Source organism: Methylophilus medardicus (assembly GCF_006363955.1).
Lineage (GTDB): Bacteria > Pseudomonadota > Gammaproteobacteria > Burkholderiales > Methylophilaceae > Methylophilus > Methylophilus medardensis.
The window spans coordinates 756,974-781,034 of record NZ_CP040948.1 but is presented as its reverse complement, the minus strand read 5'-3'; the positions used below and the strand labels follow the sequence as shown (position 1 = coordinate 781,034).

28 protein-coding genes and 2 tRNA genes are annotated in these 24,061 nt (G+C 49.5%); 9 read left to right on the top strand and 21 right to left on the bottom strand.

The genetic code is table 11. The features are described 5' to 3' along the window. The first annotated feature begins 186 nt into the window (after window positions 1-186). The 4 genes from FIT99_RS03840 to FIT99_RS03825 all read left to right on the top strand — a co-directional run bounded on the left by FIT99_RS03840 (window position 187) and on the right by FIT99_RS03825 (window position 1,992). Window positions 187-549: a hypothetical protein gene (locus FIT99_RS03840; RefSeq protein WP_140003084.1), complete on the top strand. Its 363-nt coding sequence runs from the start codon at window positions 187-189 to the stop codon at window positions 547-549. Window positions 550-647: 98 nt separating this feature from the next. After that, window positions 648-1,070, top strand: coding sequence for a PH domain-containing protein (locus FIT99_RS03835; RefSeq protein ID WP_140003083.1), 423 nt, complete (start codon window positions 648-650; stop codon window positions 1,068-1,070). 139 nt (window positions 1,071-1,209) lie between these two features. Then, window positions 1,210-1,680 (top strand): DUF2306 domain-containing protein, encoded by a 471-nt coding sequence (locus FIT99_RS03830; protein WP_223261272.1) that lies wholly within the window; start codon window positions 1,210-1,212, stop codon window positions 1,678-1,680. 72 nt (window positions 1,681-1,752) lie between these two features. Next, complete coding sequence (locus FIT99_RS03825; RefSeq protein WP_140003082.1) at window positions 1,753-1,992, top strand: VF530 family protein; 240 nt, start codon at window positions 1,753-1,755, stop codon at window positions 1,990-1,992. Between the two features lie 17 nt (window positions 1,993-2,009). Here FIT99_RS03825 and FIT99_RS03820 read toward each other — a convergent pair whose 3' ends face one another. The 5 genes from FIT99_RS03820 to FIT99_RS03800 form a co-directional block, all read right to left on the bottom strand. Next, window positions 2,010-2,423, bottom strand: a complete 414-nt coding sequence (locus FIT99_RS03820; protein WP_223261271.1) for a copper chaperone PCu(A)C — start codon at window positions 2,421-2,423, stop codon at window positions 2,010-2,012. Between the two features lie 52 nt (window positions 2,424-2,475). Then, window positions 2,476-2,667: a DNA gyrase inhibitor YacG gene (locus FIT99_RS03815; RefSeq protein ID WP_140003080.1), complete on the bottom strand. Its 192-nt coding sequence runs from the start codon at window positions 2,665-2,667 to the stop codon at window positions 2,476-2,478. Next, complete coding sequence (zapD, locus tag FIT99_RS03810) at window positions 2,664-3,437, bottom strand: cell division protein ZapD (protein ID WP_140003079.1); 774 nt, start codon at window positions 3,435-3,437, stop codon at window positions 2,664-2,666. Before zapD ends, FIT99_RS03815 begins: the two co-directional genes overlap by 4 nt. Window positions 3,438-3,506: 69 nt before the next feature. Then, complete coding sequence (coaE, locus tag FIT99_RS03805) at window positions 3,507-4,106, bottom strand: dephospho-CoA kinase (RefSeq protein ID WP_140003078.1); 600 nt, start codon at window positions 4,104-4,106, stop codon at window positions 3,507-3,509. Window positions 4,107-4,116: 10 nt separating this feature from the next. Beyond that, window positions 4,117-4,989 (bottom strand): prepilin peptidase, encoded by an 873-nt coding sequence (locus FIT99_RS03800; protein WP_189524781.1) that lies wholly within the window; start codon window positions 4,987-4,989, stop codon window positions 4,117-4,119. A gap of 198 nt (window positions 4,990-5,187) precedes the next feature. Here FIT99_RS03800 and FIT99_RS03795 point away from each other — a divergent pair, with 198 nt between their 5' ends. Then, window positions 5,188-5,586, top strand: coding sequence for a hypothetical protein (locus tag FIT99_RS03795; protein ID WP_140003077.1), 399 nt, complete (start codon window positions 5,188-5,190; stop codon window positions 5,584-5,586). A 108-nt stretch (window positions 5,587-5,694) separates the two neighbouring features. Here FIT99_RS03795 and FIT99_RS03790 read toward each other — a convergent pair whose 3' ends face one another. The 7 genes from FIT99_RS03790 to recA all read right to left on the bottom strand — a co-directional run bounded on the left by FIT99_RS03790 (window position 5,695) and on the right by recA (window position 12,616). Next, on the bottom strand, window positions 5,695-6,624 hold the full coding sequence (locus tag FIT99_RS03790) for a polyprenyl synthetase family protein (protein WP_140004629.1): 930 nt from the start codon (window positions 6,622-6,624) through the stop codon (window positions 5,695-5,697). A 232-nt stretch (window positions 6,625-6,856) separates the two neighbouring features. After that, window positions 6,857-6,933, bottom strand: a tRNA-Arg gene (locus tag FIT99_RS03785). 54 nt (window positions 6,934-6,987) lie between these two features. Next, window positions 6,988-7,081 (bottom strand) — tRNA-Ser (locus FIT99_RS03780). A 161-nt stretch (window positions 7,082-7,242) separates the two neighbouring features. Further along, window positions 7,243-8,472, bottom strand: a complete 1,230-nt coding sequence (locus tag FIT99_RS03775) for an aspartate kinase (RefSeq protein ID WP_140003076.1) — start codon at window positions 8,470-8,472, stop codon at window positions 7,243-7,245. A gap of 25 nt (window positions 8,473-8,497) precedes the next feature. Further along, the gene (gene alaS / locus FIT99_RS03770) at window positions 8,498-11,134 is read right to left on the bottom strand and encodes an alanine--tRNA ligase (RefSeq protein ID WP_140003075.1); all 2,637 of its coding nucleotides are present in this window, start codon (window positions 11,132-11,134) and stop codon (window positions 8,498-8,500) included. Next, entirely contained in the window at window positions 11,124-11,582 is a 459-nt protein-coding gene (gene recX, locus FIT99_RS03765; protein WP_140003074.1) for a recombination regulator RecX, read from the bottom strand. Before recX ends, alaS begins: the two co-directional genes overlap by 11 nt. 5 nt (window positions 11,583-11,587) lie before the next feature. Then, window positions 11,588-12,616, bottom strand: coding sequence for a recombinase RecA (recA, locus tag FIT99_RS03760; protein WP_140003073.1), 1,029 nt, complete (start codon window positions 12,614-12,616; stop codon window positions 11,588-11,590). A gap of 216 nt (window positions 12,617-12,832) precedes the next feature. Between recA and FIT99_RS03755 the strand changes: the two genes are divergently transcribed. Continuing rightward, entirely contained in the window at window positions 12,833-13,189 is a 357-nt protein-coding gene (locus tag FIT99_RS03755; RefSeq protein ID WP_140003072.1) for a hypothetical protein, read from the top strand. 10 nt (window positions 13,190-13,199) lie between these two features. On the opposite strand, the gene FIT99_RS03750 is transcribed toward FIT99_RS03755, so the two are convergent. Genes FIT99_RS03750 through mog form a run of 5 tightly spaced genes read right to left on the bottom strand, consistent with a single transcriptional unit; the run spans window position 13,200 to window position 16,095 of the window. Further along, window positions 13,200-13,697, bottom strand: a complete 498-nt coding sequence (locus FIT99_RS03750) for a CinA family protein (RefSeq protein WP_140003071.1) — start codon at window positions 13,695-13,697, stop codon at window positions 13,200-13,202. Further along, window positions 13,697-14,203, bottom strand: a complete 507-nt coding sequence (locus FIT99_RS03745) for a phosphatidylglycerophosphatase A (protein WP_396652223.1) — start codon at window positions 14,201-14,203, stop codon at window positions 13,697-13,699. Before FIT99_RS03745 ends, FIT99_RS03750 begins: the two co-directional genes overlap by 1 nt. Beyond that, a complete protein-coding gene (gene thiL, locus FIT99_RS03740) occupies window positions 14,187-15,134 on the bottom strand; it encodes a thiamine-phosphate kinase (protein ID WP_140004628.1) in 948 nt (315 codons plus the stop codon). Before thiL ends, FIT99_RS03745 begins: the two co-directional genes overlap by 17 nt. Then, on the bottom strand, window positions 15,127-15,483 hold the full coding sequence (locus FIT99_RS03735; protein WP_140003069.1) for a VanZ family protein: 357 nt from the start codon (window positions 15,481-15,483) through the stop codon (window positions 15,127-15,129). Before FIT99_RS03735 ends, thiL begins: the two co-directional genes overlap by 8 nt. Window positions 15,484-15,495: 12 nt before the next feature. Further along, complete coding sequence (mog, locus tag FIT99_RS03730) at window positions 15,496-16,095, bottom strand: molybdopterin adenylyltransferase (protein ID WP_140003068.1); 600 nt, start codon at window positions 16,093-16,095, stop codon at window positions 15,496-15,498. Window positions 16,096-16,177: 82 nt separating this feature from the next. Here mog and FIT99_RS03725 point away from each other — a divergent pair, with 82 nt between their 5' ends. Together FIT99_RS03725 and FIT99_RS03720 are read left to right on the top strand one after the other, a co-directional pair. After that, window positions 16,178-16,972: a PDZ domain-containing protein gene (locus tag FIT99_RS03725; protein WP_223261269.1), complete on the top strand. Its 795-nt coding sequence runs from the start codon at window positions 16,178-16,180 to the stop codon at window positions 16,970-16,972. A gap of 53 nt (window positions 16,973-17,025) precedes the next feature. Then, window positions 17,026-19,029, top strand: a complete 2,004-nt coding sequence (locus FIT99_RS03720) for a site-specific recombinase (protein WP_140003067.1) — start codon at window positions 17,026-17,028, stop codon at window positions 19,027-19,029. A 16-nt stretch (window positions 19,030-19,045) separates the two neighbouring features. Here the strand turns inward: FIT99_RS03720 and FIT99_RS03715 are convergent, their stop codons facing one another. Both FIT99_RS03715 and yjgA read right to left on the bottom strand, forming a co-directional pair. Then, window positions 19,046-19,294: a sulfurtransferase TusA family protein gene (locus FIT99_RS03715; RefSeq protein WP_140003066.1), complete on the bottom strand. Its 249-nt coding sequence runs from the start codon at window positions 19,292-19,294 to the stop codon at window positions 19,046-19,048. Window positions 19,295-19,333: 39 nt separating this feature from the next. Continuing rightward, a complete protein-coding gene (gene yjgA / locus FIT99_RS03710) occupies window positions 19,334-19,876 on the bottom strand; it encodes a ribosome biogenesis factor YjgA (protein WP_140003065.1) in 543 nt (180 codons plus the stop codon). A gap of 75 nt (window positions 19,877-19,951) precedes the next feature. On the opposite strand from yjgA, the gene pmbA reads away from it, so the two are divergent. Beyond that, window positions 19,952-21,274: a metalloprotease PmbA gene (pmbA, locus tag FIT99_RS03705; RefSeq protein ID WP_189524807.1), complete on the top strand. Its 1,323-nt coding sequence runs from the start codon at window positions 19,952-19,954 to the stop codon at window positions 21,272-21,274. Window positions 21,275-21,358: 84 nt separating this feature from the next. On the opposite strand, the gene FIT99_RS03700 is transcribed toward pmbA, so the two are convergent. Both FIT99_RS03700 and FIT99_RS03695 read right to left on the bottom strand, forming a co-directional pair. Continuing rightward, window positions 21,359-22,405 carry an MlaA family lipoprotein gene (locus FIT99_RS03700; protein ID WP_140003063.1) on the bottom strand — a complete coding sequence of 349 codons (1,047 nt, stop codon included), beginning with the start codon at window positions 22,403-22,405 and terminating at the stop codon, window positions 21,359-21,361. Window positions 22,406-22,632: 227 nt separating this feature from the next. After that, window positions 22,633-24,060, bottom strand: coding sequence for a cryptochrome/photolyase family protein (locus tag FIT99_RS03695; RefSeq protein WP_140003062.1), 1,428 nt, complete (start codon window positions 24,058-24,060; stop codon window positions 22,633-22,635). Window position 24,061: the final 1 nt, after the last annotated feature.

The window sequence follows — 24,061 nt, the reverse complement described above, 5'->3', positions numbered from 1 at the left end:
CCTACACCACTCCCTGCCACTCTCAAGCAGACCAGTCGCCATACGCATGACATTGATGGTTGACGATAAGTCTGTTTCGACTTAACATTTAATAATTGTTAATTATTGTTAATAAATTAGCAAAAAACATTCATTTAAATGTATCAATGATCACGCATTCATCAACGCAAACGACTGAGAGACACCATGAAACTGACAAACACTTCATTCATTATTGGACTGACTATGATTGGGCTACTGACCATGAACACCAGTCAGGCCGCACTCAGCATCACCAACATCAGTGTCACGGCACCGACCACGACCTCGAGCGGCATGATTCATGTGACAGGCTATTGCAACGTTGGTAACGGCCCCACCAGCCTAGAGATTAAATTACAAGGCTCCGGACCGAGTTGGAGTTCACTAGGTTCTGGCAACGGCAATTGCAATAACGCCGGCCAAAAAACCAAAAGCGTGCCATACACCAACGGGCCAGGCAATTACAAAATCAGAGTGTTGCAAGGTGGCAGTAGCTATGTGTGGCCTGCCATTGTGGTTTTACCCTAAGTGGGCGCCAAGTGCGCGACCCGTGTCCTCAGCGTAAGTGAACAACGGGCAAACAGTGGCAATGTTAAAGCCACATTATTAAAACAGAGAAACATATCATGACTCGCTTAATTGAAGGCGCGCCCAGTCAAGAGGAACATATCATCTATCGTGCGCATGTCAGTGTGTGGTCACTGGTGCCGCTCATCATCTTGGGCTTGATATTTATCACCGTTGGCGTGGGTCTAGTATTTTGGATCAACGCTTACATGCAATACAAAACCACAGAGCTTGCATTTACCAATAAACGCGTCATTGCAACATTCGGTTTCATACGCCGCCAAACAATAGAACTCAATATCAACAACGTCGAAACAGTGGAAGTCAGCCAAAGCATCTTCGGTAGATTGTTTAACTTTGGCACGCTAGTCATTGCAGGCGCTGGCAATCCGCAAGCCTCGATTCCTGGCATCTCCGACCCGATCTCGTTCCGCAGCGCCTTTATTGCAGCGCAAGAGATTCAACGACCTTATGTTTCTTGAATCAAGCCAATTTAAGGGCAATCTATTTTGTAAGATTAAAAATACTACTAAATCTGGCAGGCTGGGTTATGCTCTGTGGTGAGCGCAGGGAAATTTAATTTAAACTGCCTTAGTAGGCGACTTTTTGTAGTTGTCACACTTGAATAAACTGGTGGCCAATCCTCAGAGGTTCTTAGCTTTTCGGCATCGATTGGGGGAAACGCCTTATTTTGAAAAAAGCCACACAATGTCATATTTACAGTTAGCATACCTGCATCTTGCGACAGCTTTACTCGCGTTTATATTGGGGACTTTGCAGTTATTGCAGAGAAAAGGCAGCATACAGCACAGGCTGATTGGCAAGTATTTCATGGGCCTGATGTTGGTGACCGCCATCATCGCATTGTGGATGCCTGCACAAATTGGCCCAACCTTGATGGGCCATTTTGGTTTTATTCATTTATTTTGTTTGTTGGTGTTGTATTCAGTACCAGCCAGCTACCTTGCCATTCGGCGAGGTCACTTGGCTAGTCATAAAGCCCATCTGATTGGGGTTTATGTAGGAGGACTGTTAATTGCAGGAGGCTTTGCCTTAATGCCGGGGCGATTATTGCATGGATGGCTTTTCTAGCCGATCAGGCGATTGCCGCATGTGATTTGTCTGTATGGCCGTTGATGAACAGAATTAAAGTGGATTAAATATATGCACACCCAACAATTAAACAATCCGCTGCATGGGTTAACGCTCGCGCACATTGTTGAACAATTAGTCGCACATTACGGCTGGGATCAACTGGCGCAAAAGGTCAACATCAACTGTTTCAAAACTGACCCATCAGTGAAGTCGAGTTTGAAGTTTTTGCGACGCACGCCTTGGGCGAGGGCTGAAGCAGAACAATTGTATCTTGCGACCTTCGCTCGATACACACAGGGCCAGCGCTGAGGCGCCCTGTTGACCGCTTAGGGGGCAGTTTTCACCGGCATGGTAATAAACTGCTCTGCAATCTTGCCTTGCTGGTCTTTGAAACAAAGCCTGAATTTGACTTGCTCCCCCACTTTGAACGGGGACGCGAGCTCAAATAGCATCAGGTGCAATCCGCCTGGGGCCAATGTCACTGGTTTATTGGCGGGGATCGCCAGTTCTTCCAGACTGCGCATTTTCATGACCCCATTTTGCATGGTCATACTATGCATCTCCACCGCACCCGCGCGCTCGGTTTCAACGTAGACCAGCGTGACCGCTTGCGCGCTGCGTAAAGTCAAATAAGCCGCACCCACAGACTGGCCCGGATTAGAGGCGCGGACCCAAGCTTCCGTGAGGGTCACCTCTGCTTGAGCGACCCCAAGCCAACCGATGCAACTTAGAGCAATCAAAAAACAAACTATGCGCGCAATTTTTGGCATAAGCGATCATCCTGCAGGTAAGTTATTCTGACTCTGGCAAATCAGGCGGCGTGTGGTCAGGAATCCGAAACTTTTCTGTTGCCCAGTCGCCTAGATCTACTAATTTGCAGCGCTGACTACAAAATGGCCTAAAGGCATTGGTCGGGGAATATTCGGTCGTTTCGCCGCATGAGGGACAAGCCACCTTGCGGACTTTGACTGCAGCTTGCGTCAATTGTGCCCAGCTCCGGTAAAGTTACAAATAATCATCTTGAATGGAATATCTTGCTCACAGCCTTTGGGCCGCTGTACAAAATCCAATTTTTGAAACCGAATATTAATCGCATATTTATTGGCACTGACTTCAGGAAAACACTCATCGTGCTCTATTTCAATGCGTAATAGTTGCGCGGGCTTATGGCCGGACAATTGCTGCTGGTAAGCACCGTGATGCGCCACGAGGGGCAATACTTGGCCACTACCGCGCAATAGCTGCAGAATTAAGCGTATGGATTCGTACATCGGCATTAGACGAGCAAGCCAGTTGCCAAAATCATCTTTGCGGCGCGCTTCGCCTAAATATAACCAATGCCGATAAGAGGGCAAATCAAACTCACAGACCCCTCCAGGAATACTGGTGCGTTGCTTGACACTCATTAACCAGTCATTTTCACGCAATGATTGACCAAGTTTTTGATGGTCTGAGCGTAACGCAGTCGCGCAACGCTCAAGGCTGGCTAATGTGCTGCCCAGCGCCTGTTGATCGATATTGGGATTGTTTTGCAGAAAAGACAATTGCACTTTGTGCCTGTCTAGCTCTTGCAGCAGATCTACCTTCAAATCACCACGATCAATGAGATCGAGGATTTGTAGCATAGAAATCAGCGCCACATGATGACTGATTTCATGACCAATCTCGATGTGATGCAGCATTTTCACGAACAAATCTTCGAGTCGAAGATAGGTCCGGATGCGCTCGTTAAATGGAAATTCGTAGCTCGACACGGCAGCCTTTTCTGTCAGCTGATACTTGAAAAGTATGCAATAAAAGCCTGATTATGAAACCCTTTTCACTCACTGGCAAGTCTTAGAGAAATTTTTATGAAACTCTTGCACTTTTTGCGCTAATTTATCGAGCGTCTGATCATTCTCAATCACTGAATCGGCAATCGATAAACGGGCCTCTCGGTCACTTTGGGCAGCGATCATCGCTTGTGCCATGCCCTCTGATAATTGGCTGCGCTGCATGAGGCGCTCAAGCTGCGTTTGCGCATCACAATCGACCACCAATACATGATCAATCATGCGCCAATCCTCACGGCTTTCGACCAGCAGAGGAATCGCCAACACGACATAGGGATCGGCATATTGGCCGATTTGACGGATCGCCTCAACGCGGATCGCCGGATGCATGATCTGGTTGAGTTGTTCAAGCGCATCAGGTTCAGCAAAGACCAGTTCGCGCAGTCTGGCACGGTTTAATTGACCATCGACATTAAACATACTTGCACCAAATTTTTCTTTGACTGCTTGCATGGCAGGACTACCCGGCGCGCTCATGTCATGCGCAATCTGATCTAAATCCACCACCGGCACCCCCAATGTAGTGAATATTTGACAGACCTCGGATTTTCCACTGCCGATACCACCAGTCACGGCAACCACTTTACGCATGATACGTCCCTTACGGCACTAGATAATAGGCAGCTAACGCTTGCCCATAAAACAGAGCAGCAATGCCGCCGAGCGCAAGAAAGGGGCCAAATGGAATCGCTGTCTGTCTAGTTTTGCCCTTGAGTAGAATCAAGCCGATGCCGATCACACTGCCCACCACCGAACTCAGCAAAATCACTGCAGGTAGCAATTGCCAACCAAACCAGGCACCGATGGCAGCCAACAGTTTAAAATCGCCATAGCCCATGCCCTCTTTACCCGTCACCAGCTTGAACAACCAGTACACCGTCCATAACACCAGATAACCAGCCATGGCACCAATCACTGCAGAATTGAGGTCGGTAAAGCCATATTTAATATTCACCAACAGCCCTAACCATAGTAACGGCAGGGTGATATCGTCGGGTAATAACTGGGTGTCAAAATCAATAAAAGTGAGAGCGACCAAGGCAAACACAAATACCAATGCGCACAGCGTTAATACGCTGTAGCCATATTGCACGGCAACCGAAAATGCTAAGCCACCGGTTAACAACTCCACCAGCGGATAGCGTAGCGAAATCCCACTTTTGCATGCTTTGCAACGACCGCGTAACAAGAGATAACTAATGACAGGAATGTTTTCGAATGCGGTAATTTGATGTCCACAGTGCGGACAAGCTGAGCGCGGCACCACTAAATTATATTTAGGTTGCGCCGGTGCAGACTCCCCCTGTAAATCAAGACAGCTCGCTTGCCATTCACGCTCCATCATTTTGGGTAGACGGTGTATCACCACATTGAGAAAGCTGCCTACGATCAAGCCGATGCCCAAACAAACTGCTTGCAAAAAATGTGGCTGGGTCTGCAATAAACTTAAAACAGGTTCAAGGATTTCTGACATGATGCCGATAACAGAGTTAAGGTTGCTGAATGATCGCATCGTTAATGCAAGTAAGCAAGGCTAAAAGTCGGCAAAACCTGTTTAAAAGCCGCTTTCCCAGTCTTGAAAACCACTTGCCTGTCACCATTTATGTGTAAGATGGGAACAGCACTCCAGCCGAGTGACTTCGTATCCGTTATCTAGTGAAGGAAGTTGCCTATGTCTGATCAAATCAAATTTACGCCGCCGACTGAAATTGAACTCAATCAAGTCGAGCATCCTGCCTGGGATGAGCCTGTTATTTGCCGAGTAGAGGTGGACTTACCAGGTTGGCTCACCAAACTGACCGGACAAGCGCACTGGGAGGTCTACAGTGAAGAGGAGGAAGACAATTGCATCAGTTTCGCGATGCGATCTTCCCATGGGCACCGGCTGCACAAACTTGCCCAGCCGACAGAAAAAGCGCTGCAAGCAGAGGTGACGCTCTATCACAATGGCTACGCCGTCGTGGATGTGGATGGAGAATCACTATTTGATGGTGCGCTCACGCACGCCACCAACGATTGTGCCCGCCTCAGTTATTACCATGTCAGCGGTGAGCCAATTGCGCTTAACTAATCACTGATCTACTGGCGATGGATTGTGTGATGATTATTTGTTGGGTATGACATCGATATTGCATCTGCAATGTTTTTAAAACAGCCTACCTTTTGGTGGGCTGTTTGCTTATTGCTGTCGACGGACTGAGAATTGCGCTAAATCGAGTAGCGCTTGTTTGGCGGGGGTTTGACCAAACACAGATAACGCCTCACAAGCCAACTGCGCTTCTTTTTGCGCTACCGCGCGCACATAATCAAATGCCTTCACTGCATGCAAAATTTCCAGCACAGCATCTAACTGCGTTACTTGTCCCTCAAGTAAGGCTTGCTTCACCAAGTCTGCTTGCGCGGCCGGGGCTTGCTGAATTGCATACAACATCGGCAACGTGACCTTACCTTCGGCCAAATCATTGCCTAGTGTCTTACCGATCTTGTCACTGTCGCCAGTCAAGTCCAGCACATCGTCAATCAACTGAAACGCAGTGCCCAGATGCATGCCATACGTTGCTAAGCCGGCTTCCTGTGATGCATCGGCTTGACATTGGACTGCGCCTAGACGCGTCGCCGCCTCGAACAGTTTGGCCGTTTTAAAATGAATCACTTGCAAATAATCTTGCTCGCTGACGCCGATATTGCGCACATTCAGCAGCTGCAACACCTCGCCCTCAGAGATCACGTTGGTCGCATCGGCCAAAATTTCCATCACACGCATATTTTGCAGCTTCACCATCATCTGAAAAGCACGTGAGTACAAAAAATCACCAACCAACACGCTGGCAGGATTACCGTAAACATGGTTAGCTGTCGATTTTCCGCGTCGCAGATCTGAGGCATCGACGACATCGTCATGCAGTAACGTCGCGGTATGAATGAACTCAATGATGGAGGCCAGCGCATGATGTGCCGGAGAAACACTGCCGGCTAAGTCGCCAGCCATCAAGACAAGCGCTGGGCGCAAGCGCTTCCCGCCACTATGGATGATGTATTCCGAAATTTGATTAATCAGCGGAACTTGAGATGACAACGACTGGCGAATAACGGCATCCACCTGCTGCATATCGCCTGTAATCCGCGCCAAACAAGCACTTAAAGACACTGAAACACCAATGAAAAAGCAAAGTTAAAGCATACCATACCTGACATACCTCTCGCTACGCTCAGCGCTGCCTGAAGCATGCAAAACGCTTACATCCTGCAGCAATGGCTACAATCTGCTAGACAACGGTGAGGGCCTGCTACACCAACAAAGAAAAAAGCCTTGCTTCCGAAGAAACAAGGCTTTTTATTTTTGGCGCGCCCGGAGCGATTCGAACGCCCGACCCTTTGGTTCGTAGCCAAATACTCTATCCAACTGAGCTACGGGCGCCAAGGTTTGCTGCTATGCAACAAAAACAGCATTATAACACAAATTTAAGCTTTGTGGCGGTGAGCGAGGGATTCGAACCCTCGATACAGGTTTAAGCCCATATGCTTCCTTAGCAGGGAAGTGCCTTCGACCACTCGGCCAGCTCACCTATTAAAACTATTCAGTTTTAATCAAACCAACACAGCTTATGCTGCTTTTCTTTGCAGTATTGCTACTGCATCGAAGGGCGCCATACTACGTGAAAACCCTTCAAAAATCAACGCAAAAAAAAAGAATGTTTTGATTTCTTTGTGCGGGGGTTAATTGCGATTATGCATTCTCAAGGCCAAAAGCTTTATGCAATACACGTACGGCAAGTTCCATGTATTTTTCTTCTATCACCACAGCAATTTTAATTTCGCTGGTAGAGATCATTTGAATATTAATGCCCTCTTCTGCCAATGTACGGAACATCTGGCTGGCGATGCCGACATGTGAGCGCATACCCACGCCAACAACAGATACTTTGGCAATTTTATCGTCGCCACCGATTTCACGCGCCTGAATATGCCCTTGCACTTTATCGCGTAACAGGGCCAATGTTTTGTTCATTTCATTTTTGTGCACGGTAAAAGTGAAGTCTGTGGTGCCGTCTGCGCCTACGTTCTGGATGATCATATCAACATCAATATTGGCATCAGCGACCGGCCCAAGGATTTGATAGGCGATGCCTGGCTTATCGGGCACACCGGTCACCGTAATTTTTGCTTCATCGCGGTTAAAAGCGATACCAGAGATAATGGGTTCTTCCATGTTTTCCTCATTTTCTTCGAATGTAATCAGCGTGCCATCCCCTTCTTCTTCAAAACTGGACAATACACGCAATTTGACTTTGTATTTACCGGCAAACTCGACCGAGCGGATCTGTAACACTTTGGAGCCTTGCGATGCCAATTCGAGCATCTCTTCAAAGGTAATCCGATCCAAGCGCCGCGCTTCGGGGACCACACGCGGGTCGGTGGTATACACGCCATCCACATCCGTATAAATCTGACATTCATCCGCATTCAAGGCAGCGGCCAATGCCACGCCAGTGGTATCTGAACCACCACGGCCTAAAGTTGTAATGTTGCCATGTTCATCAACGCCTTGAAAGCCAGCAACCACGCAGACATAACCGTCATCAAGGTCTTTTTTCAAGTGATGCTGATCAATATCTAAAATACGCGCCTTGCTAAAAGCATTGTCTGTCAGGATTTTGACTTGGGCGCCGGTATAACTTTTTGCCTTGATGCCCAACTCCATCAGTGCGAGTGCGGTCATGCCGATGGTCACTTGCTCTCCCGTTGACACCATGACATCCAATTCACGTGGATCTGGATCCGGCATAATTTCTTTTGCGAGTGAAATCAACCGATTGGTTTCCCCCGACATGGCCGACACGACGACCACAACCTGATGGCCCAAAGCCTTGTAGCGGGCGACACGACGCGCGACGTTACGGATGCGCTCCGGATTTGCGACGGAAGTTCCGCCGTATTTCTGTACGATTAATGCCATTATTTCGCTCTGTTAAACAATTGAATTAATTTAATTTTGTAGTGACCCAAGTCTGAACACTGGCCAGTGCCTGCGGCAAATGTGCAGGCTCGGTGCCGCCAGCCATTGCCATGTCTGGTTTACCACCGCCTTTACCGCCCACCTGCCCGGCAACGTGATTCACCAACTCACCTGCCTTCACTTTGGCTGTTAAGTCGGCAGTCACGCCTGCCGCCAGCGTGACTTTACCATCAGCAATACTCGCCAAGACAATGACGGCAGATTTGAGTTTATCCTTGAGTTTATCCATGGTCTCACGCAGGGTGTTGGCGTCGGCACCATCCAGCGCTGCTGCCAGCACTTTAACGCCGTGAATCTCCTGTGCTTGCGCGGCGAGGTCGTCACCTTGCGACGAGGCCAGTTTGGATTTCAAGCGTGCCAGCTCTTTTTCGAGCGACTTGACGTGATCCATCACTTGTCCCATTTTGGCTGGCAATTCTTGTGCCGGCGCCTTTAATTCTGTTGCCAACTGGTTCAACAATGCTTGTTGCACTTGCACAAGCTTGAGAGCACCCTCGCCAGTGGTGGCCTCTACACGGCGCACCCCTGCCGCGACGCCACTTTCGCCGGTGATTTTGAACAGACCAATATCGCCGGTACGGCTCACGTGGGTCCCGCCGCATAATTCGCGTGAGGAGCCGATGTCTAACACACGCACTTCATCACCATACTTTTCACCAAACAACATCATGGCACCGGTTTTTTGTGCGGATTCGATATCCATCACCCGCGCTTGTGTGGCAACGTTGGCCAATATCTCGGCATTCACCAATGCCTCTACTTTAGCAACCTCTGCATCGGTCATCGGCGCATTATGCACAAAGTCAAAACGGGTTTTTTCGGTATCGACCAAGCTACCTTTTTGCTGCACGTGTTCGCCCAGCACTTCACGCAAGGCTTTGTGCATTAAATGCGTAGCGGAGTGATTGCGCATGGTATTGGCACGCGCTTGCAGATTTACCTTCGCGGTCAACCCATCGCCCACGGACAAGGTGCCGGTTTTGAGTACGCCATGATGACCAAACACCGCAGCCTGAATTTTTTGCGTGTCTTCTACGGCAAAAATGCCATTGGCTGATTTAAGCTCACCGCTATCGCCAATCTGACCGCCCGACTCTGCATAAAAAGGCGTTTCGTCTAACACCACCACGCCCATGTCGCCCTCATTCAAAAGGTTGACTGCGCTACCATCTTTATACAAAGCCAATACTTTGGCGGGAGTGTCTAGTTTGTCGTAACCATGGAAAGTGGTGGCCTGACCGTCATATTCCAAATTGGTCGCCATTTTAAATTTGCCGGCTGCTCGCGCTTGATCTTTTTGTCGCGCCATCGCAGCATCGAAGCCAGCCGTGTCGACGGTGATACCCCGTTCGCGACAAATATCCGCGGTTAAATCGAGTGGAAAGCCAAAGGTGTCATGCAATTTAAAGGCTAAATCGCCATTGAAAATGGCGGGCTTGGTGGCTAACTCAGCCTCCAAAATTTGCATGCCATTTTCAATCGTTTCAAAGAAACGGTCTTCTTCTTGTTTGAGAATCTCGGTGATCCTTGCCTGATGGCTCACCAACTCACTGTAGGCCTCGCCCATTTCTGCGACTAAGTCTTGCACCAACTGATGAAAGAACGCACTACGGCTGCCTAATTTATACCCATGGCGAATTGCACGGCGGATGATCCGACGCAACACATAGCCACGGCCTTCATTGCCGGGAATCACGCCGTCGGCGATCAAAAAGGAGCAGGCACGAATATGGTCAGCCAACACTTTCAAAGACGGGCTATTAAGATCAGCCGTATTGGTCTCGCGGGCCGCTGCTTTGATTAATGCTTGAAACAAATCAATTTCATAGTTGGCATGCACGCCTTGCAACACCGCCGCAATCCGCTCCAAGCCCATGCCTGTATCGACAGAAGGTTTTGGCAATGGATGCATCACCCCCGCCTCGTCGCGGTTAAACTGCATAAATACGTTATTCCAGATTTCGATGAAGCGATCTCCATCCTCATCTGGGCTGCCGGGCGGGCCACCGGGAATGTGCGCACCATGGTCATAAAAAATTTCAGTACAAGGGCCGCAGGGGCCGGTATCCCCCATCATCCAGAAGTTATCTGAGGCGTAACGCGCGCCTTTGTTATCGCCGATACGCACAATCTTATCTGCCGGCACACCAACTTCTTGGTGCCAGATATCGTAAGCCTCATCATCTTCGGCATAGACGGTGACCATTAGGCGCTCTTTTGGCAGGGCATAAACCTCCGTCAGCAACTCCCAGGCGAATGTAATCGCATCGCGCTTAAAATAGTCACCGAAGCTGAAATTGCCCAACATCTCAAAAAAGGTGTGATGGCGGGCGGTGTAGCCAACATTTTCCAGATCATTGTGCTTGCCTCCGGCACGCACACATTTTTGCGCACTGGCCGCGCGCGTATAGGCGCGCTTATCAAAGCCTAAAAAAACGTCTTTAAACTGGTTCATCCCCGCGTTGGTGAACAGCAGGGTGGGATCCCCATGCGGCACCAGTGAACTGGAGGCGACGACTTGATGGCCTTTGGAAGCAAAGAAATCCAAAAAGGCTTGGCGGATTTGCTTACTGGAAGGTTGTTGCCCGTACTTAACTGTCATCTTCTGCGTGTCTATTCAAAATTTGTTTAATCACTTCAAACGTAAAGCCCCGGCTCTGCAAGAAACGGGCCTGTTTTGCCCATGCCTCGCGCGTTGCCGGGGCGGTGCTAAACTTTTTGCGCCAGACTTCACCGGCGCGTTCACGTTCACTCTGTTGCAATCCTGCGACTGCTTCTGCAATCAAGGTGTCATCGACACCCTTTTCACGCAATTCTTGTGCGACTCGATTCGCACCAAACTTTGCTTGACGTGCATGCACCATTTGCTCGCTATAACGTGCATCGCTCAGCCAGCCGCGCGTTTTAAAGTCTGCAATTAACGCTGAAACATCGTCATCCTCAGTCGCATAGGCTTTGAGCTTTTGTGCCAACTCTGCAGCGGCGTACTCTCGCTTGCTTAAATATTCAAGCGCCCGCTGCCTTAACGACTTTTCTGGCGTTGGCCGCAATTGAATTAATCATCCTCGGTTCTGGCCGCGGCCATGCCATCTGCAAGCACGTTAGAATTATCGCGAATTTTCGCTTCGATCTCGGCGGCGATGGCTGGGTTCTCACGCAAAAATTCTTTTGCGTTCTCTTTGCCCTGACCGATTTTCTCGCCATTGTAGCTGTACCAAGCGCCGGCTTTTTCAACCAGCTTGAGGTTAGTGCCCAACTCAATAATCTCGCCCAAGCGTGAAATACCTTCACCGTACATAATATCGAACTCAGCCTGCTTAAATGGCGGCGCAACTTTATTCTTAATCACTTTTACCTTGGTCTCAGAGCCGATCACTTCATCGCCCTTTTTGATCGCGCCCGTCCGACGGATGTCTAGACGCACTGAAGCGTAAAATTTAAGCGCGTTACCACCCGTCGTGGTTTCCGGATTGCCGAACATCACGCCAATTTTCATCCGAATTTGGTTAATGAAAATCACCAACGTGTTGGTCCGCTTAATATTACCCGTCAACTTACGCAGGGCCTGTGACATCAAACGCGCCTGCAAGCCCATGTGACTGTCGCCCATTTCACCTTCAATTTCGGCACGCGGCGTCAGCGCAGCAACCGAGTCAACAACCACGATATCGACCGAACCTGAGCGCACCAGCATATCGGCAATTTCCAAGGCCTGTTCACCGGTATCTGGCTGTGAAATGAGTAACTCTGGCACATTGACGCCTAATTTAGCCGCATATTGCGGATCAAGTGCATGTTCAGCATCGATAAATGCCGCTACCCCACCCAATTTTTGCATCTGGGCAATCGCAGACAAGGTCAGTGTTGTTTTACCGGAAGATTCTGGGCCGTAAATTTCAACCACACGGCCACGTGGCAGGCCGCCTACCCCCAGTGCGATATCTAGCCCCAATGAGCCGGTAGAAACCACCTGCAGGTCTTCGCCGATATCAGCATCGCCCATGCGCATAATAGAGCCTTTACCGAACTGCTTTTCAATTTGAGAGAGTGCGGCGGCGAGTGCTTTGCTTTTGTTGTCATCCATGGAGGTTGCTTTCTATTAGCAGTAAAATGCGTTGTGGATACAAACGCTATATAATTCAAACAATAACTTCTAATTATTTCATAAATCGACCATCAGTGAAATGGCGAAGCCATGAATTCGGCAAGGTGATTTTCGCTTTGCACCTGTCAACCGCAACATGCTCCAAGCGTTATTGACTCAGGGAGCATTGATTTGTTTTCCTTGTGAGGAGAATTTATGAATATGGTTAAAAATTTATTGACGTTTGCACTGGTTAGCGCTGCCGCAATCACGGCGCAAGCACAAGATAATTGGTCGGTTGGTGTCGTGGTCGGGAATCCCTATCCACCCGCTTATTACGCGCCGCCACCGGTATACTACGCACCCCCGCCAGTGGTTGTTTACCGCCATCCGCAAAGCAACTTTTATGGTGTGCCAGCAGTGGCTTATCCGCAACCAACGCCAGGGTTCATCCAGTTTTCGTATGGCAGTGGTGGCTACGGCGGCTACAACTACGGGCCGCACAATTATCAGGGCGGTGGCTGGGGTCATGGTCGCGGCCACGGACATGGGCACGACCATCACCACCACTGATTTAATGCGCTTATGATGTTGACAATCGCAGCAAGCCCGCCAGCAAATGACTGGCGGCTTGCTCGCGTATGTTAGTTCGATCCCCTTGAAAATACATCGTCTCTGCAACCACATGAATGCCTTGAACCTCATGGCGGATTGCCCAAGCAAAACAAACTGTCCCCACAGGCTTGTCGGGTGAGCCGCCCGCGGGGCCTGCAATGCCTGTAATGGCGCCACTGATTTGCGCAAGGCTATATTGCAATGCGCCATGCGCCATTGCATGAGCGACCGGCTCACTGACGGCGCCGTAAGTTGCAATCAAATCGGCTTGCACCCCTAGCATGTCTGTTTTAGCAGCGTTACTGTAGGTAACAAAACCACGATCAAACCACACGGAACTGCCCGCAACAGCGGTGACGACTTGCGCCACCATACCACCAGTGCAGGATTCCGCCAGTGCCAATTGCCAGCCCTTTGCCGCAAGCGCCTCACCCAATATTGCACTCAATTCAATCATCGTTTGCATTACGTCACTCGTTGCGCCAATTGCAATATAAGCACTGCCAGTAAGGCTGCCAACGCATCATCCAGCATCACACCCATGCCGCCTTTGACATGCTGATCAACCCAGCGGATGGGAAAAGGCTTCCAAATGTCAAACAAACGGAAACAGACAAAAGCGGCCAACCACCAGCCCCAACTCAGCGGGACGGTGATTAACACAGCCGCCATGGCGACGACCTCGTCCCAAACGATTGCACCATGATCACTCACGCCCAACGCGCGTCCGGTCACTTCGCAACACCAGATACCCAGCAAAAACAGTAGTACGATCCCCAGCCACTGTTGTGCGAGAGGCAATGTCATGAGCAGCCAATAGAGGGGAAACCCTAATAAGGTGCCAACCGTACCAGGGGCCTTGGGTGACAAGCCGGTGCCGAGTCCAAAACTTAAACAATGCAACGGATGCGCGCACAACAGGCGCCAACTGGGTTGCTGTCTTGTTTGATTAAGATTAGCCAAAATGTGTATAGCCTTTGTTTGACCATTCGAGCCGATTCTGGCCTGCGAACACATGCAGCCCCGCAGCCGCCGTGATTTGACCAATCCGCGTTAAAGGTACATCGAGCTGGACTGAGAGCGCAACTAATTGTGCGTAATGCTTGGGGGAGGCCGTGAAACAAAGCTCATAATCATCGCCCCCTGTCAGTACCGCCCCCTGCATCATAGACGCACTCACGCGTGAATGCTGTAATTGCGGTTTGGGGATCGCCAGCCAGTCCAGTGTTGCCCCAACCTTGGACGCTTCAAGTATATGAGACAAATCGGCCAGTAAGCCGTCTGATAGATCGAGCGCAGCGCTGGCAATGCCACGCAAAGCCACCCCGAGAGCGACTCGCGGTTGGGGATGATGCATGGCTTTAGCCAACATGCTCGCCTCCATTTCATGTAGATCCTGCTTGCCTAAGCGATATTGCAGCCACAATGCAGCCTTGCCGAGCACCCCGCTCACCCAAATATCGTCTCCCGGCTGCGCGCCATTGCGCTGAAGGGCTTGCCCTTGCGGCACTTCGCCTAAAATATTAATGGCGATATTTAATGGCCCACGCGTGGTATCCCCACCAATTAACGACACGCCAAACTGCTCTGTACAAGCAAATAGGCCCTGACTAAAACCGGTTAACCAAGCATCATTGGCTTCGGGCAAGGCAATCGACAAGGTTGCCCATTTCGGCTCAGCACCCATGGCGGCCATATCACTGACATTAACCGCCATGGACTTCCAGCCAACAGCAAATGGGTCGATATCGGCAAAAAAATGCGTGCCTGCCACCGACATATCTGCCGAGACGGCCAATTGATAACCGGGGCGCACCCGAACCAGTGCCGCGTCATCGCCGACACCTAAATCAGCCTGCGTCGGACGCGTGAAATATTTTTCAATGAGCGCAAACTCAGCCACGGCGACGGTTCCACCAGCGCAGCCAGACTCGCGCAACTGCCCAGGCCAATAAAATCCCCACGACATCTGCCCACCAGTCATACACACTAGGTTGGCGCGTCGTCGTGACCAAGCCTTGTAGCACCTCCATCAACGCACCAAACACGGCGAGACCGATTAAAATGAATTTAGGCCGATGTTGAAAGGCGAGCAAGCCCCAAAAAGTGACCCCGCCAAAGGCAATCACATGTTGAATTTTATCTTTGTAGATGGAGCCATCCGTCGTGGGAGCCATCTCGATGAGCAATAAATACGTCAGCAACGAAAAGCAGGCAATAAAAATGAGTTTTGAAACAATGTGAGAACGCATGCAACCTCTATTTTATTTGCGAATGGCTGATTTGGGACGAAACGCGCTGACGATGCTGGGTTGCGTTTCAAGGTAAGGCATGGGCTGGTCGCAGGTGGCCAACAGATCGAGGCAATAGGGTACCGCAGCAAATATCCCGGGCACAATCGCATTGCCAGCGCTATCTTTGAGACCTTCCAACGTTTCTTGGATAGATTTTGGTTGGCCGGGCAAATTGATAATCAGGCATTGTTTACGGATCACAGCCACCTGACGCGACAAAATTGCCGTCGGCACAAACCTAAGGCTGATCTGGCGCATTTGTTCGCCAAAACCGGGCATTTCACGGTCTGCGACGGCCAAGGTGGCTTCTGGGGTCACATCTCTTAATGCCGGGCCGGTGCCGCCAGTAGTCAGCACCAAATGGCAACCTTCATCATCCACCAGCTGCTTTAAGGTCTCAGAAATCGTTGTCTGATCATCGGCAATTAATCGGCTAGCTATTTCATAGGGCGAGACAATGGCTTGCGCTAGCCAATCTGTGAGCGTCGGAATGCCTTTATCTTCATATACGCCCTGTGAGGCACGATCACTGATCGAAACTAATCCAATGCGCGTGAATTGTTCTTGCATAACCTAGTCTATGTGAATTGCGTCTGTGTTAATGTACCAACACATCATAACATTACAAATAGTTTCGATCATGGAGATTTCAATGAACCCGCTTTACCCATCTAACGTATCCGCCTCTCCCAGTGTCGCGCGCTGGTTTCCTTGGTTCAGCGTTGCCGCGCTGTCACTGTTGCTGGCAGCCAGCCCAAACATTCGGGCTGAAGACAACCCTTACAGTACAAGTTATCAAGTGCAAAATCAGGGTAACTTACATTCTTTGCAAAATAATCCTGAGCCAACGTTGTTGAGTGGCACGCGCCGTGAAGAAGACAAAATCAAGATGCTGGAAGATGGCTATGACCTGATGGGTTTTAGCAGCTTTGAAGCAGGTGAAATTGACGCGACGCAGGCACTGGACCATGGCCGCAATATTCAGGCAGATCGTATTTTAGTCTATATGAAAAAAGCGGGCGGCGCCTCGCCAAGCTCTCGAATGGAAGTCATCAAAGAAGCCGTGAAAAAGGGACAAATGCTGACCGAAAAAGACGTAGCAGCCGCGCCAGCCAATTATCGCTACTACGCCACCTACTGGGCAAAACTTCCTCGTCCGCTGTTAGGCATACACGTGATTAAATTGGTGCCACAAAAATCAGACCCCGCCGATGACAAACAAGCCATGCCAGTAGCGAGCCAAGGGGTGCGGGTGATCGCGGTGATTCATGACTCTGCTGCCGAAAAAGGCGGCGTGCAACGAGGCGATCAATTGCTCAGTATCAACCGCGAAAAAGTGGAGGATGCCGCCAAACTATCCAGTTTAGTCAGAAAGTACAGTGGCAAAAGTATTAAATTACAACTAGAGCGTGAGGGGGAACCACTCACGCTGGACGTGCAACTTTAATGGCTGCGCGTGCTACTCTATTGCAATAAATAGTTTCACAGAAAGTTTTTGTCATGTTTCAGCACACCTTCGATCATCAGGCGGCCCGGGAAGCTGCCAGTGATATTGACGATATTGCATTCCTCAAGGCTTTGTTTGACGACATTCGGCCGAAGGTGTCCACCGATATAGAGAGTGCCAGCAAAGCCCTGCAAGCACTGTGTTTTCTGCTACAACAGCACCCGCAATATGCGGCATCGTTACGCAACAGTTTGTTTAGACTGCTCGATGAGAAAAGCATTATTTCTTTATATTCCGACCACGGCATTCAGTCCGACCTTGGTTTTTTTACCGAGATCTATCGCCGACTCTCGCACAAATTATTGCCCGAGGTGCCTGATCCTAAATACTTGAAAGATGTGTTTGGCCAAATTTTTCATGATAACGGCGATACAGACTGGGTTTGTGGTATGCCAGAAACGGTTTGGCAAGACTTCATGCGCACACTCGCCATGGAGCAAGGTCATCCGCAACAGCAGCAAAACTGTATTCAAGAACTCAAAGACGCGTTACAAGTGCTCTCGTACCGTTTGTCCGCCTCAGGCCTTGATCCAGAGCTGATTTTGCAACACGAAGACCTAGAGTCGAATGACTCGCCTTTTATTACGCAAAACATCGAAATACAAAAGTTTTTGGCCTTGAGTGCAGTGCATGCCGAAGATGTTCAACACCTGTATGCGGTCCTCAAGCGCTGTGAGCAACTGACGCATGCGATTCGCAAAGCCAATGCCAAAACAGGCACCAGCATCTCACTCACAGCACTCATGCAACGAATCTTGCAGCAAATTCAACGCATGCAATTACTGGTAGACATTTTGCATGGGCTGATTCTCAAGCACGATGTCAGCCAGGCGATCACGCGGCTGCTCAAACAACTAGTCGATGCCGAGTGCAAAAAAAACAATCTTTCAGATTACTGGCGTCAAAATACCGAATTGCTAGCCTTGCGCGTGACTGAAAACGCTAGCCACACCGGCGAGCATTACATTGCTCAACATCGCGGTGAGTATTACAAATTGATGGGCTCTGCCATGGGTGCGGGCATGATCATCGCTTTGATGGCCATGATAAAAATTATCATCGCTGGCTACCATCTCGCCCCGTTAACAGAGGCGATCCTATTCAGCCTCAACTATGGGATCGGCTTTGTGATCATTCATTTACTGCACTTTACGGTCGCAACCAAGCAGCCTGCGATGACTGCGGCCACGATTGCCGCCTCCATTGACGACCATGGCCATGATCGAAAAAATATTCACAACCTGGTCAACATCGTGGCGCAAACCACCAGCAGTCAGACGATTGCGATTCTGGGTAATGTGGTGGTGGTCATTCCGGTAGCGATTCTGATTGACTGGCTCATCATGCAAATGACGGGCCATCATTTTATTGGCGCAGACAAAGCCCATTTCTTGCTCGACAACAATAACCCTTTGATTAGTCTGACTGTGCTGTATGCCGCGGTGGCTGGCGTATGTTTGTTTTTATCGGGCCTGATTGCTGGCTACCATGACAACTTGGCGGCTTATAACAGAATTCCGGAGCGACTTAGCCATTTGCGTTGGTTGCAAACGCTGTTTGGCAAGCAAAGGCTGTGGCGCATCACCGAATACATTCGCCATAATCTGGGGGCGCTCGCCGGCAATTTTTACTTTGGTTGCCTGCTAGGGTTTGCATCTGGACTGGGGGTGATGTTAGGTATGCCACTCGACATTCGCCACGTGACCTTTGTGGCGGCATTTTCAGGCTATGCCCTGCCTGCGCTAGATTTTCAGGTCAGTCACTACATCATCGGCACAACGATTTTAGGCATCGCGCTTGTGGGGACCATGAACTTAGTCACCAGCTTCGGGCTAGCAATTTATGTGGCGATGAAATCCAGAAAAGTGCGATATCGGCACTGGAAAGCCTTTTGGCTGGAATTATTCACGGCGTTGTATCGGCAGCCAGGGCGATTTTTATTGCCGCCAAGCAAAACCGCAACCAATGCTGCGCATAGCGGAACCCCGCATCACTAGACAAGACAAGCCGGGATTATGCAGTCAACGCGGGCGCTTTCTCGATCACAAAATGGAACACCCCATTTTGCTTGTTGAACGAACGTAATGTTACGGGTTGGTTATTAATGAGGTTTCGAATATTTTGCTCACTACCAATGGCGGTAGTTTTAACCAAAATAACTTGCCCTACTTGTAGCTGGTCAAGTGCTTCTTTAGTCTTCAGCATTGGCATGGGACTGTCCAAGCCAGTGAGATCCAGTTCTAAATCAAATTCGCGATGCATGACAACTCTCCCCTGTGATTAAGCGTGTTACGACGTGGCTTATGCATCCATCGCCGGGTCTGGTGAGTCAAGATCATCAACGACCCCACCCTCCATCACTTCACGAATCATTTTAAATAACTCACGGCTACTTTTTGGCGGCTTACTGGCAGCCAGCTCTTTTTGTGCATTACGAATCAGCGTGCGCATTTGTTGCACGTTAGTCTGTGGAAATTCGCTAATAAATAACTCAAAGGCTTTTGCATCCTCCAGCAAACGGGTGCGCCAGCGCTCCATCTGATGAAAACGGGCGTTTTCCTCCTGATGCTTACCATCCCACTTTTGCAATTGCTCCACAATGGGCGCCAAATCTGTTTCGCGCATCAGCCGGCCGATATATTGCATTTGGCGACGAATCGCACCATTGGCGGTAATCCGTTTTGCCTCGGCAATCGCATCCATCAAGGCTTCTTCAAGTTGTAGTTTTTTCAGCCTGTCTTTGGGTAATTCAACCAGTTTACGACCAATATCCTGTGCCGCATCCGCCTCAGCTTTCAGGCGTGTTTTACTGGGTTGGGAATCATCAAGGTTTTCGGATGTCATAGTAAAAATAAATCTCAGCGAAATCACGGTATGATACCAGCTTTAACAGCCAAGCAAAAAACTAGCAACCAACGCATGCAATCGGATCAACTACAACAAATCGCTCAGGATATCATTCAACTGACCCGTCTATCTGGGGCCAGTAGCGCAGAGGCTGAGGTCAGTTTCGGCACTGGGCAGAATGTCTCCGTCAGACATGGCGAAACTGAAAATATTGAATACAACCGCGACAAGGGTTGCTCGGTCACGGTGTATTTTGGCCAGAGAAAAGGCTACGCCAGCAGCTCAGACCTGAGCCCGCAAGCACTTAAAGATACCGTAGAAGCCGCGTGCAACATTGCCAAATATACTGCGCAAGATACCTTTTGTGGTTTGGCTGAGCCATCGCTGATGGCCACGGAATTTCCCGACTTGTCATTGCACCATCCTTGGGACATCGATGTGGAGGCCGCACTCGCTCTGGCTACACGTTGTGAAGCGGCCGCTTTGGCGGTAGATGCTCGCATTAGCAACAGTGAGGGTGCCAGCATTTATAGTCAGAGTGGTGCCTTTGCTTATGCCAACAGCCATGGGTTTGTTGGGGGCTATCCCAGCTCGCGCCATAGCATCAGTTGCTCGGTAATTGCCGAGGCAAATGGATTAATGCAACGAGATTACTGGTATAGCAGTGCGCGTGACGCCCTAGATTTGGCAACGCCCGAGCAAGTTGGCGAAACAGCGGGTGCGCGTACCGTCAAACGCTTGGGGGCACGCCCAATCAAGACCGGGCAATATCCAGTGTTGTTTGAAGCGCCGCTGGCCAGCGGGCTCATCGGCACCCTAATCAGCGCTATTTCTGGCGGCAATCTTTACCGAAAATCGTCTTTTTTGCTGGATAGCCTTGGAAAAACCATCGCTAGCCCGCTCTTACAGATTGAAGAAAATCCATTTATTCTCAAAGGCGCCGCCAGCAGCGCATTTGATAGCGAAGGCGTCGCTTGTAAAGCACGCTCACTGGTGTCTAATGGTGTATTGCAAGGCTACCTACTTGGCAGTTATTCTGCTCGCAAGCTAGGGATGCAATCTACCGGCAATGCAGGTGGCGCACATAATATTGCGGTCCGCTCTACCGGCCACACCCTACCCCAATTATTGCAAACCATGGGCACCGGTTTGCTAGTGACAGAATTATTGGGGCATGGCATGAATATGGTGACCGGCGATTACTCAAGGGGTGCCGCGGGTTACTGGGTTGAAAACGGAGAAATCATTCATCCGGTCGAAGAAATTACCATCGCTGGCAATATGCAAGACATGCTGAAAAGCATCATTGCCATTGGAAACGATGTCATTCCTCACAGTTCACGATCCACCGGCTCGATCTTGATTGAGCGCATGACGATTGCATCCGCTGACTAAGTTTCTGACAAACGCTTTAGTATACCCCCCATAAAAAAAGGCTTTGCAAATGCAAAGCCTTTTTTGCTAAACAACACTGAATGCTTAATGAGCTGCTGTCGCAATACCGAGTGAAAGCAAGGTGTCATCCACGCCAGCAAACACTGCAGCAGCATCATTATCGACCACTGGGCCCTCTTCGTGGATCGCTGGATCTACTTGTGGCTGCGTTGTGAATAAAGATGTCTCAGGGACGACTTCTGTCACCGCATCAGCAACAGGAGTAAGTTGCGCTGGCTGATTGACTTCTACCACCTCAGCTGGTGAGGGGGAGTTGCCAACATGCTCATCGCCTTCAATCGGCGCTGCAGACTGCAACAATAAAGCATCCCCAGTGGCCGGAGTTTGCTCCGTACGATTCTGCTTGTCTTCATCTGCCGGTTCAAACTCATCCTGCAACAACTCTTGGGGCACTAAACCATCTTGAATCATGCTGGCACGACGCTGTAAGAAAGCATCACGCATAAAGGCATAAGGATCGATGGAAGCGTTGTCCACCAAGTCCGTGGCGTCAAGTAATTGCGTACGCTTGTCTAGGAACTGCACTGCACGTACTTGGTTGTGCGCACGAATTTGACCAGTGTTGTGTAGATAAGTAATCGGATCTGAAGTAACGGTATCAACAAACAAGCCACTCGCATCTCGCACCGTACTCGGCCCAATCAGCGGCAGCACTAAATATGGGCCCGAACCGACCCCCCAATAACCTAGCGTTTGGCCAAAGTCTTCTTGATGCTTCTCGATCTTGTCCATGCTGGCAACATCGATAAATCCGGCCAAACCGAAAGTTGTGTTGATGACAAAACGGCCTGCATCTGTAAACGCATGCGCAAATTTTAACTGCAGCAAGTCATTGACGATGGTGGTCAATGTGCCTAGGTTACTAAAAAAATTACTGATGCCAGTGCGCACGGGTGAAGGAGCAACCGCTTTGTAGGCTTTGGCCACTGGCTTGATCGCATAGCGGTCAGCCACATCGTTAAATTTGTAAATTCCCCTGTTGACACCTTCTAGCGGGTCTTTATTGGTTGTCGCGCAACCCGAGACACTCGCTAATACAGCTATCAGAACAATCGCTCTCAGTTTTTTCATATTCGTCATTATGGTTATAGGCTATTCAAGCGTATTTAAGTGGTTGCATCCTTAACACAGCTGGCAATCTGTATTTAGCAAAATAAGTGTCTGAACTCTTAACGGAAATCTCTCACAAAAGTTGAAGAGAAGATGTTTAAAAATTGCATTAAACGTACGTTAAAGCGTTGATCAATATGCATCTTAACACGAAGAAAGACAATTTTATTCTACATCAATTGTCATCTTTACTTCACATTATTTTTGTATAGATGCAGGGCTTGTTCGCGCTGCTGCGCGTGATCGACGACAGGAGGTGGGTAATCGAGCGGCAATCCTTTGTCAAACAAGCCTTTTTTAGAGAATTTTTCTGCCCATGGCGCGTGAATTTGCTGATCGCTCAAAGCCGTCAGCTCAGGAACATATTTACGAATAAACTTACCTTGGGCATCAAATTTTTCGGATTGTGATTGCGGGTTAAAAATCCTGAAATAAGGTTGCGCATCGCAGCCGGTAGAGGCCGCCCATTGCCAGCCCCCATTATTTGCAGCAAAATCAAAATCAATTAATTTTTCTGCAAAATAACGCTCACCCCAACGCCAATCGATTAGCAGATCCTTCACTAGAAAGCTCGCTACCACCATACGCAAGCGGTTATGCATATAACCAGTTTGATTCAGCTGACGCATGGCAGCATCTACAATAGGAAATCCAGTGCGGCCCTCACACCAGGCCGAAAACCATGCCTCATTATTCGGGAAAGGTAATGCATCGTACTCTGGCTTGTAAGCACGCCCTTGTTGTAGATCGGGCCGGTGAAATAGCACCTGAAAATAAAAATCACGCCAGATTAGCTCGTTTAGCCAGATCACCGCCCCTTCATTGCCTGCCTGGGTCAGTTGCCAGGCGGCATGGGCGAGTTGGCGTATAGAGATGGTGCCAAACCGCAGGTGCACTGAAAGATAGGACACGCCCTTAATCGCAGGAAAATTTCGTGCATCGTGATAGTGATCAATGCGGTGCAAAAAGTCAGCAAACAATTGCTGCGCACCCACCATGCCCGTTGGCAAACGCATCTCCGCCAGATTCGTGCGTTGAAACCCCATATCTTCGAGTGTTGGCATGGGCTCAGGCGCTACCGATGCCAGGTGATGGCTATATTTTTTTACCGGATAGGCTTTTAAATAATAAGTATTAAGCTTAGCCAAGTGTGCGTTTTTATAGGGTGTAAAGACACCATATGGCTTGCCGGCTTGGGTCATGACCTCGGATTGCTCAAACAACACTTGGTCTTTGAACAAATGCAACTGCCGACTTTGTTGACTTAAGGTTGCTGCAACCGCCTCATCGCGGGCGATCGCTACGGGCTCATAGTCTTTATTAGCATAGACGTCTGTCACCTTAAGAGCATCGGCAAGCCGCGGGATCTCAACGGTTGCACGACCGTGCAGTATGATTAAATCCCCGCCTTGTGCTTGCAGGGATTGTTGCAGTTGGCGCACACTCTCCCAAATAAACTCGACGCGGCGATCTTGCTTATCAGACAAGGCATCCAAAATATCGGTATCAAAAATAAAAGCGACATACACTTGCGTATGCCGCTTGAGGGCGTGATACAACGCTGCATGATCATCATCGCGCAAATCGCGACGTAACCAGACCAAGGCATTAGACATA

Bases quoted from the DNA above. Each gene is read 5' to 3' on its own strand.
- FIT99_RS03840 (WP_140003084.1), top strand. From the start codon at position 187: ATGAAACTGACAAACACTTCATTCATTATTGGACTGACTATGATTGGG.
- FIT99_RS03835 (WP_140003083.1), top strand. From the start codon at position 648: ATGACTCGCTTAATTGAAGGCGCGCCCAGTCAAGAGGAACATATCATC.
- FIT99_RS03825 (WP_140003082.1), top strand. From the start codon at position 1,753: ATGCACACCCAACAATTAAACAATCCGCTGCATGGGTTAACGCTCGCG.
- coaE (WP_140003078.1), bottom strand. From the start codon at position 4,106: ATGCGTAAAGTGGTTGCCGTGACTGGTGGTATCGGCAGTGGAAAATCC.
- FIT99_RS03800 (WP_189524781.1), bottom strand. From the start codon at position 4,989: ATGTCAGAAATCCTTGAACCTGTTTTAAGTTTATTGCAGACCCAGCCA.
- FIT99_RS03795 (WP_140003077.1), top strand. From the start codon at position 5,188: ATGTCTGATCAAATCAAATTTACGCCGCCGACTGAAATTGAACTCAAT.
- FIT99_RS03790 (WP_140004629.1), bottom strand. From the start codon at position 6,624: ATGCAGCAGGTGGATGCCGTTATTCGCCAGTCGTTGTCATCTCAAGTT.
- FIT99_RS03775 (WP_140003076.1), bottom strand. From the start codon at position 8,472: ATGGCATTAATCGTACAGAAATACGGCGGAACTTCCGTCGCAAATCCG.
- alaS (WP_140003075.1), bottom strand. From the start codon at position 11,134: ATGACAGTTAAGTACGGGCAACAACCTTCCAGTAAGCAAATCCGCCAA.
- recA (WP_140003073.1), bottom strand. From the start codon at position 12,616: ATGGATGACAACAAAAGCAAAGCACTCGCCGCCGCACTCTCTCAAATT.
- FIT99_RS03755 (WP_140003072.1), top strand. From the start codon at position 12,833: ATGAATATGGTTAAAAATTTATTGACGTTTGCACTGGTTAGCGCTGCC.
- FIT99_RS03750 (WP_140003071.1), bottom strand. From the start codon at position 13,697: ATGCAAACGATGATTGAATTGAGTGCAATATTGGGTGAGGCGCTTGCG.
- FIT99_RS03735 (WP_140003069.1), bottom strand. From the start codon at position 15,483: ATGCGTTCTCACATTGTTTCAAAACTCATTTTTATTGCCTGCTTTTCG.
- mog (WP_140003068.1), bottom strand. From the start codon at position 16,095: ATGCAAGAACAATTCACGCGCATTGGATTAGTTTCGATCAGTGATCGT.
- FIT99_RS03725 (WP_223261269.1), top strand. From the start codon at position 16,178: ATGAACCCGCTTTACCCATCTAACGTATCCGCCTCTCCCAGTGTCGCG.
- FIT99_RS03720 (WP_140003067.1), top strand. From the start codon at position 17,026: ATGTTTCAGCACACCTTCGATCATCAGGCGGCCCGGGAAGCTGCCAGT.
- FIT99_RS03715 (WP_140003066.1), bottom strand. From the start codon at position 19,294: ATGCATCGCGAATTTGATTTAGAACTGGATCTCACTGGCTTGGACAGT.
- yjgA (WP_140003065.1), bottom strand. From the start codon at position 19,876: ATGACATCCGAAAACCTTGATGATTCCCAACCCAGTAAAACACGCCTG.
- pmbA (WP_189524807.1), top strand. From the start codon at position 19,952: ATGCAATCGGATCAACTACAACAAATCGCTCAGGATATCATTCAACTG.
- FIT99_RS03700 (WP_140003063.1), bottom strand. From the start codon at position 22,405: ATGAAAAAACTGAGAGCGATTGTTCTGATAGCTGTATTAGCGAGTGTC.
- FIT99_RS03695 (WP_140003062.1), bottom strand. From the start codon at position 24,060: ATGTCTAATGCCTTGGTCTGGTTACGTCGCGATTTGCGCGATGATGAT.